This window comes from Blautia sp. Marseille-P2398 (genome assembly GCF_964240315.1).
In the GTDB taxonomy this organism is placed as follows: Bacteria; Bacillota; Clostridia; order Lachnospirales; family Lachnospiraceae; genus Blautia_A; species Blautia_A wexlerae.
The window spans coordinates 34440-53491 of the sequence record NZ_CAXSTD010000011.1 but is presented as its reverse complement, the minus strand read 5'-3'; the positions used below and the strand labels follow the sequence as shown (position 1 = coordinate 53491).

The 19052-nt window shown below is 43.3% G+C and carries 11 protein-coding genes and 1 other annotated feature; of the genes, 10 read left to right on the top strand and 1 reads right to left on the bottom strand.

From position 1 onward, the window contains the following. Positions 1–198 precede the first annotated feature (198 nt). Positions 199–1716, top strand: a complete 1518-nt coding sequence (locus ACESZG_RS13180; RefSeq protein ID WP_118521378.1) for a 4Fe-4S dicluster domain-containing protein — start codon at positions 199–201, stop codon at positions 1714–1716. A 449-nt stretch (positions 1717–2165) separates the two neighbouring features. Here ACESZG_RS13180 and ACESZG_RS13175 read toward each other — a convergent pair whose 3' ends face one another. Next, on the bottom strand, positions 2166–3266 hold the full coding sequence (locus ACESZG_RS13175; RefSeq protein WP_195303065.1) for an FAD:protein FMN transferase: 1101 nt from the start codon (positions 3264–3266) through the stop codon (positions 2166–2168). 190 nt (positions 3267–3456) lie between these two features. Here ACESZG_RS13175 and ACESZG_RS13170 point away from each other — a divergent pair, with 190 nt between their 5' ends. From ACESZG_RS13170 to ACESZG_RS13130, 9 genes are all read left to right on the top strand, one after another. Further along, on the top strand, positions 3457–3639 hold the full coding sequence (locus ACESZG_RS13170; protein WP_008705180.1) for a DUF6472 family protein: 183 nt from the start codon (positions 3457–3459) through the stop codon (positions 3637–3639). A gap of 47 nt (positions 3640–3686) precedes the next feature. Then, a complete protein-coding gene (upp, locus tag ACESZG_RS13165) occupies positions 3687–4316 on the top strand; it encodes a uracil phosphoribosyltransferase (protein WP_373218500.1) in 630 nt (209 codons plus the stop codon). Between the two features lie 521 nt (positions 4317–4837). Continuing rightward, positions 4838–4980, top strand: a sequence feature (ribosomal protein L10 leader region). 41 nt (positions 4981–5021) lie between these two features. Further along, positions 5022–5525 (top strand): 50S ribosomal protein L10, encoded by a 504-nt coding sequence (gene rplJ, locus ACESZG_RS13160; protein WP_020993201.1) that lies wholly within the window; start codon positions 5022–5024, stop codon positions 5523–5525. 110 nt (positions 5526–5635) lie between these two features. Next, on the top strand, positions 5636–6007 hold the full coding sequence (rplL, locus tag ACESZG_RS13155; RefSeq protein WP_119253373.1) for a 50S ribosomal protein L7/L12: 372 nt from the start codon (positions 5636–5638) through the stop codon (positions 6005–6007). 87 nt (positions 6008–6094) lie between these two features. Further along, positions 6095–8185, top strand: coding sequence for a right-handed parallel beta-helix repeat-containing protein (locus tag ACESZG_RS13150; protein ID WP_373218498.1), 2091 nt, complete (start codon positions 6095–6097; stop codon positions 8183–8185). A 209-nt stretch (positions 8186–8394) separates the two neighbouring features. After that, complete coding sequence (locus ACESZG_RS13145) at positions 8395–12255, top strand: DNA-directed RNA polymerase subunit beta (protein ID WP_118759260.1); 3861 nt, start codon at positions 8395–8397, stop codon at positions 12253–12255. Between the two features lie 17 nt (positions 12256–12272). Beyond that, the gene (gene rpoC / locus ACESZG_RS13140; protein ID WP_055152733.1) at positions 12273–16028 is read left to right on the top strand and encodes a DNA-directed RNA polymerase subunit beta'; all 3756 of its coding nucleotides are present in this window, start codon (positions 12273–12275) and stop codon (positions 16026–16028) included. A gap of 309 nt (positions 16029–16337) precedes the next feature. Continuing rightward, positions 16338–18245 (top strand): serine/threonine-protein kinase, encoded by a 1908-nt coding sequence (locus ACESZG_RS13135; RefSeq protein WP_227296023.1) that lies wholly within the window; start codon positions 16338–16340, stop codon positions 18243–18245. Continuing rightward, positions 18226–19044, top strand: a complete 819-nt coding sequence (locus tag ACESZG_RS13130) for a PP2C family serine/threonine-protein phosphatase (protein WP_118585943.1) — start codon at positions 18226–18228, stop codon at positions 19042–19044. The genes ACESZG_RS13135 and ACESZG_RS13130 overlap by 20 nt, the downstream gene beginning before the upstream one ends. The last annotated feature ends 8 nt before the right edge of the window (positions 19045–19052 follow it).

Below are 19052 nucleotides of genomic sequence, written 5' to 3'. Positions count from 1 at the left end.
GCTGTATTGAGTTCGATGGAGTTTGGTGATATGATTGCAGAGGAAAAAACGAAATAGAGCGGAAATTCGTTTTTATATAAAAGCTGAAAACCTGGTAGGAGGAAATAATGAGTGGCTGTTTTGCAGCAGAGCCAAAAATGTAAATGATAATTGCCCGATGACTGGACAGTTATCAAAATCCAAAATCAGGAGGAAAGAATGAGAGGACTGTATTCATCCAAAACAGAAATCAGACACAAAATTTTTACGGAAATTGCGAGGATGGCATATGAAGGCCAGTCTCCGGAGATGCTGGAAGAGCTTCCCTACAAGATTGTACCCGGTGAAATTGCGACTTATCGTGACAGTATTTTTCTGGAAAGAGCGGTAGTTGGTGAGAGACTTCGCGTTGCAATGGGGATGTCACTGAGAAAGGTTACAGAGCATGCGCCAATCTCTAAAGGTGTGGAAGCCAGCGTTATTGAGGAAAAGTATTATGAACCACCGCTTATCAATGTAATCAAGTTTGCCTGTAATTCCTGCCCTGAGAAAAGGGTAATGATCACAGAGGGCTGTCAGGGCTGTCTGGAGCATCCCTGTGTGGAGGTCTGTCCAAAGAAAGCAGTACATATGGAAGGCGGCAGATCACATATTGATGAAGATGCCTGCATCAAATGCGGAAAGTGTCTGGAAGCCTGTCCGTATAATGCAATCATCAAACAGGAACGTCCCTGTTCAAAGGCCTGTGGCATGAATGCCATTGGTTCTGACGAATACGGAAGAGCGGAGATTGACCAGGACAAATGTGTATCCTGCGGACAGTGTCTGGTGAGTTGTCCGTTCAGCGCTATTGTAGACAAAGGACAGATTTTCCAGACTGTTATGGCATTAAAAAGTGAAACACCGGTGTATGCAATCGTGGCGCCTGCCATTGCAGGTCAGTTCCCAGGTATGGAGAATAATAAGATACGGGGTGCATTTCAGGCACTTGGCTTTACAGATGTAAGAGAGGTTGCCGTCGGTGCAGATCTGTGCACAGTGGAGGAGGCAAAGGACTTTTTGGAAGAAGTTCCTGAGAAACTTCCGTTTATGGCTACATCCTGCTGTCCGTCCTGGTCTATGATGGCTAAGAAATTATTCCCGGAACAGGCGAAATGTATCTCCATGGCACTGACACCTATGGTTCTCACTGCAAGGCTGATCAAGCAGAAGGAACCAGATTGTAAGATCGTTTTCGTAGGTCCCTGTGCAGCCAAGAAGCTGGAAGCCAGCCGTAAGAGTATCCGCAGCTATGTGGATTTTGTGCTGACCTTCGAGGAAGTAGCAGGAATGTTTGATGCCAAAGGCGTGGACTGGAAAGATATTCCGGAAGGAGAACCACTGTTTCATGCCAGTGCTGACGGAAGAGGTTTCGCAGTCAGCGGTGGTGTGGCAGAAGCGGTTGTCCATGCGGTGAAGCGTATTGATCCTGATCGGGAAGTAAAGGTAATGAATGCAGAAGGTCTGCAGAACTGTAAGAAGATGCTCCAGATGGCCAAGATTGGTAAATATAATGGATATCTGCTGGAAGGAATGGCATGTCCGGGCGGCTGTGTAGCAGGTGCCGGTACTATCCAGACAGTTAAAAAAGCAGCAGCGGCTCTCGAAAAAATGAAGAAAGAGGCTTCGTTTACAGATGCCTATGACTCCAAATACAGAGCAAGACTGGAAAGTCTGGAGAAATTTGATGTGGAGTGAGATTCTGACTGAATCAGTGAAATCTTATATGGATTGCAAGTGTTTGAATGCAATCAGTATATAGCAGACTAAAAATGAATAATCGTCAGAAGAACTGTCAGGCTGAGTGATAAGTTTAACTGAATCGGATAAGTCCCCTGCGGAGGTTGCGAAAAGCAATAAGCAGGGGATTTTTGTCATCTGTGCAATACTGACTTAAATCAAAAAAAGTTTCATACAAGTCATGAAATAATTAGCAGTATGTTGACTGAGATTTTATAGAATAACAAATTAAGTCAAGCGAACAAGCAAAAATATTTGACTGGAAATTTACAAATTGCAAATTAGGTCAAGAAATTAGTGTGGATTGTATGACTTGAAAATCAAAATCTATTGATTAAGTCAAAACGCCAGTTAATAATCGTTGATTTATATTTCTGTTTTTTCAATTTAAGTCATCAGAGACAGATTTATTCTGTTTCCGTAACTTTGATTTTTTTCTGGAAATCTCTGGTATAGTGAATCTCATAATCAGAAGTTACGAAAAATGCCTGTACATCGTCCAGAGACTCGGCCAGTTTCATGCCATCCTCCAGACCAAGAGCAAAGCAGGTCGTGCTCAGCGCATCCCCATCCACAGACTGATCGGAAATAATGGTAACTGCAATCAGCCCGTTATCATAAGGATAGCCGGTTTTAGGATTGAGCAGGTGATGATACAAAGTGCCATCCTGTTCAAAGCATCTCTCATAAATTCCTGAGGAAACCACTGACTTATCCCTGATGTCCATAACAGCAATAGTTTCGCTTCGGTCTGCAAATGGTTTCTGGATTCCGATCTTAAAAGCAGAATTGTCTGTTTTTTCGCCAATACAGAGAACATTTCCGCCAAGATTGATGATCGCACTTTTTACATCCTGAGAAACCAGATAATCCTTCAGGCGGTCTGCGATATAACCCTTGGCAATGGCACCGAGTTCGATTGCAGTATCGTCTGTCTTTAATGTAATCTCATTTTTATCTGTATCAACAGAGATATTGTGATAATTACATTTGGGCAGTGCTGCCTGGATCAGACTGTCCTTGGGCACTTTTGGATTTTCAGCAGTAAAATCCCACAGAGAAGTCAGCGGTTCAATAGCAATATCAAATGCACCCTCAGATAATACAGAATAATCAAGTCCCTTAGAAACCAGCTCCGCCAGAGAAGCCGACACCTGATAAGTATTCTCTGTCCCCTTCACAGGTGTAAGTTCCCGATGGTTTAACTGATATAATTCACTGTCATCTGCGGTGCGGCTGAATATTTTCTCATACTTGTCACAAAGATTCATGCATTCTGTAAGCAGCTCTCTGTCCTGAGAATCATAGATAGTGACCGTAACTGCAGTATTCAGTTTGATCGCAGTGGCAGAGATGGGATCCTGGGAACCGGCATCCGTATTTTTGACATTTTCCGTTTTTGCCGAACATCCGGAAAAAACAGCCGGACATAATATAAGAGATGCTGCGAGCATTGAAAAAGTACAGCGTGTTATTAATTTTTTTGCAGATATATGATATAATATCATAAATGTAACCTCATAGTTATTTTATGGAATTGCTATAAGCAATAGTTTAGGGAAGAAATATCTTTTGATCCCAACACCATAGTATATCAGAAACAGCAAACTTTGCACAGGTACAAAGGCAACATAAAAAATCAAAAAGGAGATACCGGATAGAAATGAAATATGCCGGAAACAAAGAGAGGAGTAAATAATGTCCGATGCAGTAAACTGCGAATATTGTGTAAACTACAGTTATGATGACGACTATGAATGCTACACCTGTGAGATAAATCTTGACGAAGATGAAATGGTGAAGTTCATCACCGGAAACTTCAATCAGTGTCCATACTTCAAGATGGGTGACGAATACCGCATTGTACGTAAGCAGATGTAGAATTTATAAAAAGTAACAAATATTCAACTAAGCGAGGAATTAAGATAATGGAAAACGTTTATATTATGAATCATCCGCTGATCCAGCATAAAATATCCATGCTGAGAAACAAAAACACAGGAACAAATGAATTTCGTAAATTAGTAGAAGAGATTGGAATCCTCATGGGATACGAAGCTCTCCAGGATCTTCCTGTAGAAAATGTAGAAGTAGAAACCCCTATTGAAACCTGCATGACACCAATGATCTCAGGAAAGAAGCTGGCGGTTATCCCTGTGCTCCGCGCAGGCCTTGGAATGGTAAACAGTATTCTCACACTTGTGCCATCTGCAAAAGTAGGCCATGTAGGACTCTATCGTGATCCTGTAACCCATGAACCACACGAATACTACTGCAAACTCCCGGAAGCAATTGATGAACGAATTTCAGTGATCGTAGATCCAATGCTCGCAACCGGTGGCTCCGCAGAAGCAGCCGTTGACTTTGTCAAAAAACAGGGCGGAAAAAACATTAAATTCATGTGCATCATCGCAGCCCCTGAAGGACTCAAACGTCTCCACGAAGCTCATCCGGATGTTCAGATTTACTGTGGACATCTTGATCGTGAATTAAACGATCACGCCTACATCTGCCCAGGCCTTGGAGATGCCGGAGACCGTATCTTTGGCACAATATAAGAATAACGTGATTCGTTACATCTTATATCTATACTGTACTATACTGCGCATATGAAGAATTCACCCTGCATCAATATAGCAGAAATTTGTTTTATGATATACTGACAATTTGTTACTGTTCACTCCGTTCACAGTAACGTAGCCAAAATTCATTCCAGATTGCCTGCGGCAATGGAATTTTGGCATATTCATGCCAAAACACCTCGCGGGACAGTGGTGTGTGAACAGTAACGACAATTTTCCAACTACCAGCGTGAGCAGGATTCTCTTTTGGGGTGAATCTTGTAGGGAGTGTAGCAACTCTTAGGCCTGCGGAATCTGCGTTATGAAAAAAGAAGGCAACTGTCTGAGCCGCAGGCGAGTTTTGCCTTCTTTTTTCATGCACTTAGCAGATTTTGTAGGCCTTAGAGTTCCTGCTCCCGAAACTGAACCCCAAAAGAGAATCCTGCTTACGCGTCCCTTAATGAAAAAATCAACAAAAAACCGAAAAAACCTCTTGACAACCCAAATCTCATATGCTATCTTATACCAGAACGCTGCCGAAGACAGTAGGTGCCGCAAGGCATAAGTTGTAAACGCCTACCGAGGACTAAGTATTCTTTATATTTTTATGTAAGATTACGCAAGCCCTACTGCCAGACAGTAAGGCTTTTTATTTACTCATTTGCAGCGGTATACAAAATCTATAAGGAGGTGTACCATTTCATGGCAAAAGTAGAACTTAAACAACCAATCGTAGACGAAATTATCAACAACGTGAAAGATGCAGAATCTGTAGTACTTGTTAACTACAGCGGTCTTACAGTTGAACAGGATACTGCTTTACGTAAGGAATTAAGAGAAGCTGGTGTTGTATACAAAGTATACAAAAACACAATGATGCATCGTGCATTCGAAGGTACTCAGTGCGAAGAACTTATCCAGCACTTACATGGAACAAACGCTATAGCAATCTCTGCTACAGACGCAACTGCTCCTGCAAGAATCCTTGATAAATTCGCAAAGAAAGTACCGGCTTTAGAATTAGTTGCAGGTATCGTTGAAGGAAACTACAACGATCAGGCAGGTATTCAGGCACTGGCTGGAATCCCGTCCAGAGAAGAACTTCTCGGCAAACTGCTTGGAAGCATCCAGTCTCCGATTACAAACTTCGCTCGTGTGCTTAATCAGATCGCTGAGAAAAACGGCTCTGAAGCAGCAGCTGAATAATTTTTGATGCCAGAGGCATAAAACGAATCTAGTAACTATTCGAAAATCACCATCCACGAGGATGCTGAAGAGTTACCGAATTAAATAATATTATATGGAGGGAATTTAAAATGGCAAAATTAACAACAGAAGAATTTATTGCAGCAATCAAAGAATTATCTGTATTAGAATTAAACGACTTAGTAAAAGCTTGTGAAGAAGAGTTTGGTGTATCCGCAGCAGCTGGTGTTGTAGTAGCAGCAGCTGGAGCAGCAGAAGCAGCAGAAGAGAAAGATGAGTTCGATGTAGAACTTGCAGAAGTTGGACCAAACAAAGTTAAAGTTATCAAAGTTGTTCGTGAAGTAACTGGCTTAGGTCTTAAAGAAGCTAAAGAAATGGTTGACGGAGCTCCTAAGGTTGTTAAAGAAGGCGCATCCAAAGCAGAAGCTGAAGAAATCAAAACAAAACTTGAAGCTGAAGGCGCTAAGGTTAACCTTAAATAATTATCTTCCTATTATATATAGAAGATTTGCAAGCAGGAATGCCACTGGTATTCCTGCTTTTTTTACAGAGCCGGAGGATTACAGACTATGATGAAAAGAAAAACGGCAGTCATATTTGGTATCATCATTGCAGCCCAGCTTTGCCTGACTCCATATGCAGGTGTAAAAGTACAGGCGGCTGAACTGGAAGAAGGACAGATGTTTGAAGATTCATCAGAAGATTCAGAGACTTTTGGAGATGTGTCAATACCGGATGCGCAGTCGGCAGAGAAAACTGAAGAGAATGAATTTGGGGATGACGACGGTTTCAGTGATGGAGACGTTGAAACTTTTTCAGCGGAGGATGCGGATCAGTTCCGCGAAAATATGCAGGAACTTGTGCTGAATGTGCAGGATGGAGAGGATATTACTGTAAAGTTAAATACACTGCTGGCACAGGCCAGGGACAAGGCAACGGATGAAAAGCAGTGCAAAGTTATCGTGCCGCCCGGAAATTATACACTTACGGGAACTTTGCATATGTACAGCAATATCTATCTATATGCAGAGGGTGCCACGATAACAAAGACTTCACCGCGAAAAGAAATCCTGCTCCGTCTTGGCGATACAAAGAAATCTGCAGGCGGATACGAGGGATACCGTAATATAACTATCGATGGCGGAACCTGGGATTCAAACTATGAATGTGTGGAAGACAAGGGAGGACCTGGAGGGTTTGTAGGTTTTAGGATCGGTCATGCTACGAATGTTACAGTGAAGAATGTTACATTTCTTAATAACCTTAAATCGCATTTTCTGGAACTTGCAGGAGTGAAGAATGCAGAAATTATAGGATGTACGTTCAGGGGCTACTGGAAAGAGTTTACAGGCGGCGGACAGGAATGTATCCAGCTGGATGCCTGTATGCCGAGAATTTTCCCAGGATATCTTCCATATGACGGAAGTGTCTGTGAGAACATTGTGATAAAGGATAATACCTTTGAAGATGTATTTGCCGGCATTGGAAGCCACAGCATGATGTTTGATAAACCGTATAAAAATATCACGATCAGTAACAACCGGTTTAATAATCTGAAAAAGAGAGCAATATGGTGCCTGAATTATCAGGATACGGTTGTGACGGGAAATACCATGACAAATGTGGGCGGTGGTGTTTATGTGCGTTCTGTTTATACCAGAAATGCACATACTGTCAGCGGTCAGGAAGTATCTCCGGAGGGAAATCAGTACGCAGAGAATATTCTGATCGCTGATAATCAGATCACAGTTCTGGAACCAACCGTAATAGATGGCAAACAATGGAATGGATATGGAATCTGGATCACAGGCGAGGTATCTCTGGGCTCAGCAGGAGAAACTATTCCTTCTGAAGATGATGATCCTGAGAATACAGCAAATCCGACGACCAATGGAATTCCGGCGGGAAGATATATTATTCGCGGAGTTACAGCCAGAAATAATACGATCAGCGGAAATTGCGACGGAATTAAATTTTCCCTTGCAGAAGACTGTTCATGCAGGGGGAACACAGTCAGACTTTCTGATAGTCATACCTACAACAATATGGGGATCAGTGTTGCCAAGGGAAGCAATATCAGAGTTTCCTATAACAATCTTTCCGGCGGAAACGGATATGGGATTTATGCAGTCGGAACAGAGGCTTCACAGAAAATCTGCCGGATTTACGGAAATACAGTCTCCAGATTTATGAAAGATGGGATTCTGGCTTCAGGGCTTGCAGCAGGAAGCCGTATTGAACACAACAGAGTCAGTACCAGTGCGGCAAATGGCATACTTGTAAAATGTATTGATAAGAGTGTGGTTGATGGCAATTACAGTTTTAAAAATAAGGCAAGAGGAATTCTTCTGCAGAGATGTGAGTCAGCAATGGTAGCGGATAATTTTGTTTCTGAAAATGCGATCAATGGAATTGAACTCAATATAAGAAGCAATCATTCTTCTGTGCAGGGGAATGTCTGTGGTTCCAATAAAAAATCAGGTCTGCGAATTGCCGGATCAAAGGGGATTTCGGCAGACGGAAATTCCTTCCGCAGCAACAGAGGATATGCGGCGGAATTTATCCGTTCTCATATCAGCAGTTATAAAGGCAATCGTTTTGAAGGAAATGGATATTCAAATCGTATCCACGTAAGAAACAGTAAAATCCCGAAGAAATAGCGTTACTGTTCGCTCCGTTCACAGTAACGAAATAGCGACTATTGCAATTATTTGAAAAAATTAAAAAAATATCAAAAAAGTGATTGACAGGCGCAACTTGCTGTGCTATAGTGAAGAATGCTATATTATGGCAAGATGTGCCTTTATGTCTTTTGGCAAAAAGGGTCAAGTTATAATAAATTTAAAGAAAAAACAGGGGTGAAACGTCAATGGAAAAAAACAGAATTCGTTCTGTAAAAACTGGAAAAAGCATGCGTATGAGCTACCAGAGACAAGAAGAAGTCCTGGAAATGCCAAACCTGATCGAAGTCCAGAGGGATTCTTATAAATGGTTTCTTGATGAAGGACTTAGGGAAGTCTTTGATGATATTTCTCCGATCGCGGACTACAGCGGAAAGCTCAGCCTGGAATTCATCGACTTTACATTTGACGAGAAGGATGCGAAATATACTATCGAACAGTGTAAAGAACGTGACGCAACTTACGCCGCACCTTTGAAGGTTCGAGTGAGACTGATTAACAAAGAAACAGAGGAAATCAACGAACACGAGATTTTCATGGGAGATTTACCGATCATGACTGTTACAGGTACCTTTGTCATTAATGGTGCAGAACGAGTAATTGTCAGCCAGTTAGTACGTTCCCCTGGAATCTATTACGCAATAGCGCATGATAAACTTGGTAAGAGACTGTTCTCCAGTACTGTTATCCCGAACCGAGGTGCATGGCTGGAATATGAGACAGACTCTAATGATGTTTTCTATGTACGTGTTGACAGAACAAGAAAGGTTCCGATCACTGTTCTGATCCGAGCACTTGGTGTAGGAAGCAATGCAGAGATTATTGATCTCTTCGGTGAAGAGCCAAAGATCCTTGCAAGTTTTACAAAGGATACATCCACCAACTATCAGGAAGGTCTTCTTGAATTATACAAGAAAATCCGTCCGGGTGAGCCGCTTGCAGTTGAGAGTGCGGAGAGCCTTATCAATGCAATGTTCTTTGATCCGAGAAGATATGACCTTGCGAAAGTTGGACGTTATAAATTTAACAAGAAGCTCCACCTCAACAGAAGAATCGTTGGTCACAGACTGGCTGAGGATGTTGTTGATGCTTCTACAGGCGAAATCCTGGCAGAAGAAGGAACTGTTGTGACAAAAGAAATGGCAAATACCATCCAGAACAGCGCTGTTCCATATGTATGGATCCTTGGCGAGGAAGACCGCAGAATCAAGGTTCTTTCTAACTTAATGGTTGATATCCGCCACTATCTTCCGGAAATCGAAGATCCAAAGAGCATCGGTGTTACAGAAGCAGTATACTATCCTGTTCTCGAAAACATTCTGGAAGAAAATGATACATTAGAAGACAGGATTGCAGCAATCCACAGAGATATCCATGATCTGATTCCGAAGCATATCACAAAAGAAGACATCTTTGCTTCTATTAACTACAATATGCATCTGGAATATGGCCTTGGCAATGCCGATGATATCGACCACCTGGGCAACCGTCGTATACGTGCGGTAGGTGAGCTGCTTCAGAACCAGTACAGAATCGGTCTTTCCAGACTGGAACGTGTGGTTCGTGAGAGAATGACAACTCAGGATACAGAGAATATTTCTCCACAGTCCCTGATCAATATTAAACCTGTAACTGCAGCAGTGAAAGAGTTCTTCGGTTCTTCCCAGCTGTCACAGTTTATGGATCAGAACAACCCTCTTGGTGAGCTGACACACAAGAGACGTCTTTCCGCCCTGGGACCTGGCGGTCTGTCACGAGACAGAGCCGGATTCGAGGTTCGAGATGTCCATTACTCCCATTACGGAAGAATGTGCCCTGTCGAGACACCTGAAGGTCCTAACATCGGTCTGATCAACTCTCTTGCATCTTATGCAAGAATCAATCAGTACGGATTTATTGAGGCACCATACCGCAAGATCGACAAAGCAGATCCTAAGAATCCTCGTGTAACAGATGAGGTTGTATATATGACTGCTGATGAAGAGGATAATTACCATGTAGCACAGGCGAATGAGCCTCTGGACGAAGAAGGATATTTCATTCATAAGAATGTATCCGGTCGTTTCCGTGAAGAGACTCAGGAGTATGAGCGTCATATGTTTGATTACATGGATGTATCTCCTCGTATGGTATTCTCCGTCGCTACTGCCCTGATCCCGTTCCTGCAGAACGACGATGCCAACCGTGCGCTGATGGGATCAAACATGCAGCGTCAGGCTGTGCCGCTTCTGACAACAGAGGCTCCGGTAGTTGGTACTGGTATGGAAGTGAAGACAGCAGTTGACTCCGGTGTCTGCGTAGTTGCAAAGAAATCTGGTACTGTACTTCGTTCCACATCTACAGATATCAGCATTAAGAATGATGATGGTACAAAAGATGATTACCATCTGACTAAATATCTGAGAAGTAACCAGAGTAACTGTTATAACCAGAAACCAATCGTATTCCAGGGTGAGCACGTAGAGGCAGGACAGGTTATCGCAGATGGTCCTTCCACAGCAAACGGAGAACTTGCTCTTGGTAAGAACCCGTTGATCGGATTCATGACATGGGAAGGTTATAACTACGAGGATGCGGTACTCCTCAGTGAAAGACTTGTTATGGACGATGTTTATACATCTGTTCATATTGAAGAATATGAATGCGAAGCCCGTGATACCAAACTGGGACCGGAAGAGATCACACGTGATGTTCCTGGCGTGGGTGATGACGCTCTGAAGGATCTGGATGAGCGTGGTATTATCCGCATCGGTGCTGAAGTACGTGCCGGCGATATCCTTGTTGGTAAAGTTACTCCTAAGGGAGAGACAGAGCTTACTGCAGAAGAGAGACTTCTTCGTGCAATCTTTGGTGAGAAAGCACGTGAAGTACGTGATACTTCTCTGAAAGTACCTCACGGTGAATACGGTATTATCGTAGATGCCAAGGTATTTACAAGAGAGAACGGCGATGAGATGTCACCTGGTGTTAACCAGTCCGTACGTATCTACATCGCACAGAAGAGAAAGATTTCCGTTGGTGATAAGATGGCCGGACGTCATGGTAACAAGGGTGTTGTTTCCCGTGTACTTCCTGTTGAAGATATGCCATTCCTTCCGAACGGACGTCCTCTTGATATCGTGCTGAATCCTCTGGGTGTGCCTTCCCGAATGAATATCGGACAGGTCCTGGAGATTCACTTAAGCCTTGCTGCGAAAGCACTTGGATTCAACGTTGCAACTCCTATTTTCCAGGGTGCAAACGAGCATGATATCCAGGATACACTGGAACTTGCAAACGACTATGTAAACACAGAAGACTTTGAAGAGTTCCGCGAGAAATACAAAGACATTTTAGCACCGGATGTAATGCAGTATCTGGATGAGAACAAAGCCCACAGAGCACTGTGGAAGGGTGTTCCGATTTCCAGAGACGGTAAAGTGCGTCTGCGTGACGGCCGTACAGGAGAGTATTTCGACAGTCCTGTAACAATTGGTCACATGCACTATCTGAAACTGCACCATCTGGTTGATGATAAGATCCATGCACGTTCTACAGGTCCTTACTCTCTGGTAACACAGCAGCCACTGGGTGGTAAAGCACAGTTCGGTGGACAGCGTTTTGGTGAGATGGAGGTTTGGGCACTGGAAGCATACGGTGCATCCTACACACTGCAGGAAATTCTGACAGTAAAATCCGATGATGTTGTTGGACGTGTTAAGACATACGAAGCAATCATCAAGGGTGACAATATTCCTGAGCCGGGTATTCCGGAATCCTTCAAGGTTCTCTTAAAAGAACTTCAGTCTCTTGGTCTGGATGTGAAGGTACTCAAGGATGACAATACAGAAGTACATCTTCTTGAATCTGTAGATTACGGTGACACAGACCTTCGTTCTGTCATCGAGGGAGATTCCAGAAGACATCACGACAGAGAAGAAGACTACGGCAAACATGGCTATACAAAGCAGGAGTTTGACGGAGAAGAACTCGTTGACATTGACGAGGATGAAGATGAGGATGACTTCATTGAGCTGGATGAGGCTCTTGAAGACAATGACGAAGAGTAAGAAAGGGGAAAGAATACATGGCAGAAACAACTAACGCCAATGAAACATATCAGCCAATGACTTTCGATGCCATCAAAATCGGACTGGCGTCCCCTGAGAAAATCAGAGAGTGGTCAAGAGGCGAGGTTTTAAAACCTGAGACCATCAACTACCGTACCTTAAAGCCGGAGAAAGACGGACTTTTCTGTGAAAGAATCTTTGGACCGAGCAAGGACTGGGAGTGCCACTGTGGAAAGTACAAAAAGATTCGCTATAAAGGTGTTGTCTGCGACAGATGTGGTGTAGAAGTTACCAAATCCTCTGTACGTAGAGAGCGTATGGGACATATCGAGCTGGCTGCTCCGGTATCCCACATCTGGTATTTCAAAGGAATTCCGTCCCGTATGGGACTGATCCTTGACATTTCTCCGAGAACTCTGGAGAAAGTTCTTTACTTTGCTAACTATATCGTACTGGATCCGGCTAATTCCGGACTCCAGTACAAACAGGTACTTACAGAGAGAGAATATCAGGATGCACGTGAGGCTTATGGATATGATTTCCGTGTAGGTATGGGTGCAGAATCCATCAAAGAGCTTCTTGAGGCAATTGATCTTGAGAAAGATTCTGTTGAACTGAAAAAAGAATTAAAAGATGCTACAGGCCAGAAACGTGCCAGAATCATCAAACGTCTGGAAGTTGTAGAATCCTTCCGTGAGTCTGGAAACCGTCCTGAGTGGATGATCATGACAGTGATCCCTGTAATCCCGCCGGATCTTCGTCCTATGGTTCAGCTGGATGGCGGACGTTTCGCTACATCTGACTTAAATGATCTTTACAGAAGAATCATCAACCGTAACAACCGTCTGAAGAGACTTCTGGAATTAGGTGCACCGGATATTATCGTTCGTAACGAGAAACGTATGCTTCAGGAAGCTGTTGATGCCCTGATCGACAACGGTCGTCGCGGACGTCCTGTAACAGGTCCTGGAAACAGAGCCCTGAAATCCCTTTCTGATATGCTGAAAGGTAAATCCGGACGTTTCCGTCAGAACCTTCTCGGTAAACGAGTTGACTATTCCGGACGTTCCGTTATCGTTGTAGGACCGGAACTTAAGATTTATCAGTGTGGTCTTCCGAAAGAGATGGCCATTGAGCTGTTCAAACCTTTCGTTATGAAAGAGCTTGTTGCCAACGGAACTTCACACAACATTAAGAACGCCAAGAAAATGGTTGAGAAGCTGGAGCCTGCTGTATGGGATGTTCTGGAGGATGTTATCAAAGAACATCCGGTTATGTTGAACCGAGCACCTACACTGCATCGTCTTGGTATCCAGGCATTCGAACCAATCCTTGTAGAAGGTAAAGCGATCAAACTGCATCCGCTGGTTTGTACCGCATTCAACGCTGACTTCGATGGTGACCAGATGGCCGTACATCTTCCGCTTTCACAGGAAGCACAGGCAGAGTGCCGTTTCCTTCTGTTATCACCGAACAACCTGCTGAAACCTTCTGATGGTGGTCCTGTAGCCGTTCCTTCACAGGATATGGTACTTGGTATCTACTATCTGACTCAGGAAAGACCTGGAAACAAGGGTGAAGGCAAGTTCTTCAAGAGCGTAAACGAAGCAATCCTTGCTTATGAGAATAAAGTAATCACACTGCAGTCCAGAATCCATGTTCGCTGCAGCAAGACAATGCCGGACGGATCCGTTCTGACCGGTACAGTAGAATCTACACTTGGACGTTTCCTGTTTAACGAAATCCTTCCACAGGATCTTGGTTTCGTAGACAGAAGTGTTCCGGGAAATGAACTTCTTCTTGAGGTTGACTTCCTGGTAGCCAAGAAACAGCTGAAACAGATTCTTGAAAAAGTTATCAATACTCACGGTGCTACAAAGACTGCTGAGGTTCTTGATGCGATCAAAGCTACAGGTTACAAATATTCCACACGTGCAGCCATGACTGTTGCCATTGCCGATATGACAGTTCCGCCTCAGAAACCGGAAATGATCAAACAGGCTCAGGATACTGTAGACCTTATCACAAAGAACTATAAACGTGGTCTTATCACCGAGGAAGAGCGTTACAAAGAAGTTGTTGATACATGGAAGAAGACTGACGATGAGCTTACACATGCTCTGCTGACCGGTCTTGATAAATACAACAACATCTTCATGATGGCTGACTCCGGTGCCCGTGGTTCCGATAAACAGATCAAACAGCTTGCAGGTATGCGAGGACTGATGGCCGATACAACCGGTCACACCATCGAGCTGCCTATCAAGTCAAACTTCCGTGAAGGTCTTGACGTACTGGAATACTTCATGTCTGCACATGGAGCACGTAAAGGTATGTCCGATACAGCTCTTCGTACAGCCGATTCAGGTTACCTGACAAGACGTATGGTTGACGTTTCTCAGGATCTGATCGTACGTGAGACAGACTGCTGTGAAAACAGAGATGAGATCTCAGGTATGTATGTAGAATCTTTTGTAGATGGTAAAGAAGAGATCGAAGGACTTCAGGAGCGTATCACAGGTCGTTTCTCCTGTGAGACAATTAAGAATAAAGATGGCGAAGTTATCGTAAAAGCCAACCATATGATCACACCGAAACGTGCTGCCCGCATCATGAAAGAAGGCGTGGATAACCAGACAGGCGGATCTATCGAGAAAGTTAAGATCCGTACAATCCTTACATGTAAATGTAAAGTTGGTATCTGTGCGAAATGTTACGGTGCGAACCTTGCAACCGGCGAGCCGGTACAGGTTGGTGAATCTGTCGGTATCATCGCTGCTCAGTCTATCGGTGAGCCAGGTACACAGCTTACCATGCGTACTTTCCACAGTGGTGGTGTTGCCGGTGGAGATATCACACAGGGTCTTCCTCGTGTCGAGGAGCTTTTTGAGGCAAGAAAGCCGAAAGGTCTTGCCATCATCACAGAGATTCCTGGTGTTGCTGTTATCAATGACACTAAGAAGAAACGTGAAGTTATCGTTACAGATCAGGAAACAGGTGAATCCAAGACTTACCTTATTCCATACGGATCCCGTATCAAGATCACAGACGGACAGATCCTTGAAGCAGGTGATGAACTTACAGAAGGTAGCGTAAATCCGCATGATATCCTGAGAATTAAGGGTGTACGTGCAGTTCAGGATTATATGATCCGTGAAGTACAGCGTGTATATCGTCTCCAGGGTGTTGAGATCAGCGATAAGCATATCGAAGTTATCGTTCGTCAGATGCTGAAGAAAATCCGTATCGAAGATAACGGAGATACAGAATTCCTTCCTGGAACACTGGTTGACTTCCTTGAATACGAGGACGTTAACGAGCAGATGGAAAAAGAAGGCAAACAGCCTGCAGATGGAAAACAGGTTATGCTTGGTATTACCAAGGCATCTCTTGCTACAAACTCCTTCCTGTCAGCCGCTTCCTTCCAGGAAACAACTAAAGTTCTGACTGAAGCCGCTATCAAGGGTAAAGTTGACCCGCTGATCGGTCTGAAAGAGAATGTAATCATCGGTAAACTGATTCCTGCAGGTACCGGTATGAAACGCTACAGAGATGTAAGACTCAACAGCACAATGCCTGAACCGGAAGTAAAGGTTGAAGATATAGCCGAAGAACTTACGGAAGATGAAGAAATCAAAGATGATGAGATGATCACAATGGATGAAGAACTTCCGGAAGACGAAGAATTCGATGTTGAAGAATCTGATGAAGAAGAGGCTGCTGAAGACGAAGCTGATGATCAGGCTTCAGACGATGCAGAAGACAACGAATGATCCAACGGAGTAGATAACTTATCCGGACTGATTTGATATGAATTCACAAGAGAACTATCTGTGCCGACAGATTTTGCCGGCGAGGTAGTTCTCTTTTATTTTCCGGAACATTCCATTGCCGAAAAAAGAGAAAAATACAAAGAAACTGCTTTTTGTGTTATAATACCAGTACATTATGAGCAGGTAATGAACTGTGAAGTATTTTTACAGTTATGATAAATATACATTTTTGTTTTCGGTAACAGCTTGTAAAAAGCATTGACCGGGACAGGGAAGGAAATAGAAATTGAACAGAAATGGAGGTGCAATATGGATAAAGAACTTCCGGTTTCAGCATGGCCGGAATGGAAAATCATAGAGAAAATCGGCGAAGGCTCTTTTGGAAAGGTGTATAAGGCACAGAGAACAGAACGTGGAAAATCTTTCTATTCTGCTATCAAGATCATCAATATACCCGGAAGCCAGAGCGAGTTGAACAGCGTACGTTCTGAAACAGGGGATGAGCAGTCCACAAGACAGTATTTTCAGAATCTGGTTGAGGAATGTATTCAGGAAATCAGTACCATGGAATACTTTCGAGGAAACTCTTACATTGTCTCTGTAGAAGATTTTAAGGTTATGGAATATCTGGATGTCATTGGATGGGAGATTTCCATAAGGATGGAATATCTGACAAGTTTTATGGATTACTGTGCGGAAAAGCAGCTTACTGAGAAAGAGGTAATAAAGCTGGGAATGGATTTGAGTAAGGCACTGGAATATTGCCGGAAACTTAAGATCATTCACAGGGATATCAAGCCGGAGAATATTTTTGTATCCAGATTTGGCGATTTTAAGCTTGGAGATTTCGGAATTGCACGTGAACTTGAGCGAACCATGAGCGGATTTTCCAAGAAAGGTACTTACTCTTATATGGCGCCTGAGATGTATAAAGGTGAGAAATATGACAGCAGGGTAGATATTTATTCTCTTGGGATTGTGCTGTACAGGCTGATGAATCATAACAGACTGCCATTTATGAGTCTGGAAAAACAGTTTATCACTTACAGGGATAAGGAAAATGCATTAAATAAGCGTGTTGCAGGAGAGCAGATGAGTGCACCTGTGGATGCAGGAACACAGTTTGTCCGTATTATCATGAAGGCCTGTGCTTATGATCCTGCACAGAGATATCAGACACCGGAGGAGCTTTATAGTGCGCTGGATGATCTGAAAAATGGAAGATCTGGCAGAATCCGGCAGTTACAAAACGGTGTTCAGAAAGCAGGAACGGATAAAACAGAATCATATAGTGCAATTGCACAGAACGGCAGAGCAACACAGAATGTTATATCAGATGCCGAAAATGTACGAAAAAGTACAGTGCAGAATACGTCAGTACAGAATACCCGGGGAAATAAAAAAACATCAGATTTTCAGAATGCTGCAAAAAGAAAACGTGCTGTAAACAATGTTTCTGAGAGCAGCTTTACAGATAAAGAAACAATGTCAGTTGTAGCAGAACAGAAAATACAGCCACAGGAAACGCCATCAGAAACAGTTGCGATAAGATCTGCGCGTGCTGTGGAAGCCAGAAAGCGAAGACGCAGGAAGAAACAGCTGCTGCGCAGGGCATTGCTTGCAATTGTGGCAGGTACAGCGATACTTATGATGGCCGCCGTCTATTACAGAGTAAGTACAGATCATGCTCAGGAAGGACAGGAGGATAATCCGATCGCAATTCTGGATGATGAGAAATACAGCTCCACAAAATCCGGATCCAAAGATTTCTCCAAAGCTCTGGATACGATCAAGGAGCAGGCAACAACTATCACAGATAATCTGAACAGTTACGACTGGGTTGGAACAGAAGGAACTGTTCTGCGATATCTGAGAAGGGTAAAGACCACTCAGCAGGCAGATGGAAATCTGGATATTGAGAGTGAATGCATGAAAGCTCTGGTCTATCCGGCAGAATCCGGAGATGGAGTTTATGAAGAATATTTCTACTGGGGAGAGAAGTTATTCTTTGCATATATCTGGTATGATGAAACTTCAGAATATTATTATTATAACGACGGCGAACTGATAAGATGGATCGATTCCAATGGAAAATGTCACGATAACGAAAAAGATAATGAGGAATTCGTGAAACGTGGCGAGAAATACTGGAACAATTCATTGAAAGCATTGAAGGGAGAAGGAACAAAGACAGATAATGGCAATGTATCAGATTGAATGTGCATATACCTGCCATACAGGAAATATCCGGGCAAATAATGAAGATAATTTCTGGTGTTTTGGGGAATCCCTTCCGGTGAACAATGAAGGAACAAAGGGTATCTGCTCAAAGATTATTTCGGGTAACAGAGCACCGGCAATGGCGGTATTTGACGGTATGGGAGGAGAAAGCTGCGGCGAGATTGCAGCCTTTCTTGCATCAGAAGAATTTGGAAAATTTTATAATGCGAATAAAAGAATGCTGAGGGATATGCCGGAAGATTTTATAGACGATGTATGTGAGAAGATGAATCAGGCAGTATGCAGATATGGAACAGAGCATCATATTTGGAGCATGGGAAGCACAATGGCGATGCTCCTCTTTACACCAGAGTCTATGTTTGCCTGCAATCTTGGGGACAGCAGGATTTATTTTATGGATGGCGGTAAGCTTCAGCAGATTTCCACAGACCATGTTTTTGGTGGTACGGCAGTTGGGAAAGCCCCGTTAACCCAGTATCTTGGACTTCCTGAAGAGCTGCAGAGACTGGAACCTTCTGTGACAGAAATCGAGCATAAGGAGGGATACAGATATCTTCTGTGTTCAGATGGAGTAACAGATATGCTTTCGGACAGTGAGATAGAGGCGATTCTGTCACAGGATATGGAAATCCCGGAGATCGTAAATGATCTTCTTAAAAATGCTCTCCAAAAAGGTGGGAGAGATAATGTGACGATCGTGCTCTGTGAAGTACAGAAGCTGGATACAGTCCGCAGAATGAAAGAATGGATGAAAAATCTGAAAGATAAAAAATGAGAGGTGGG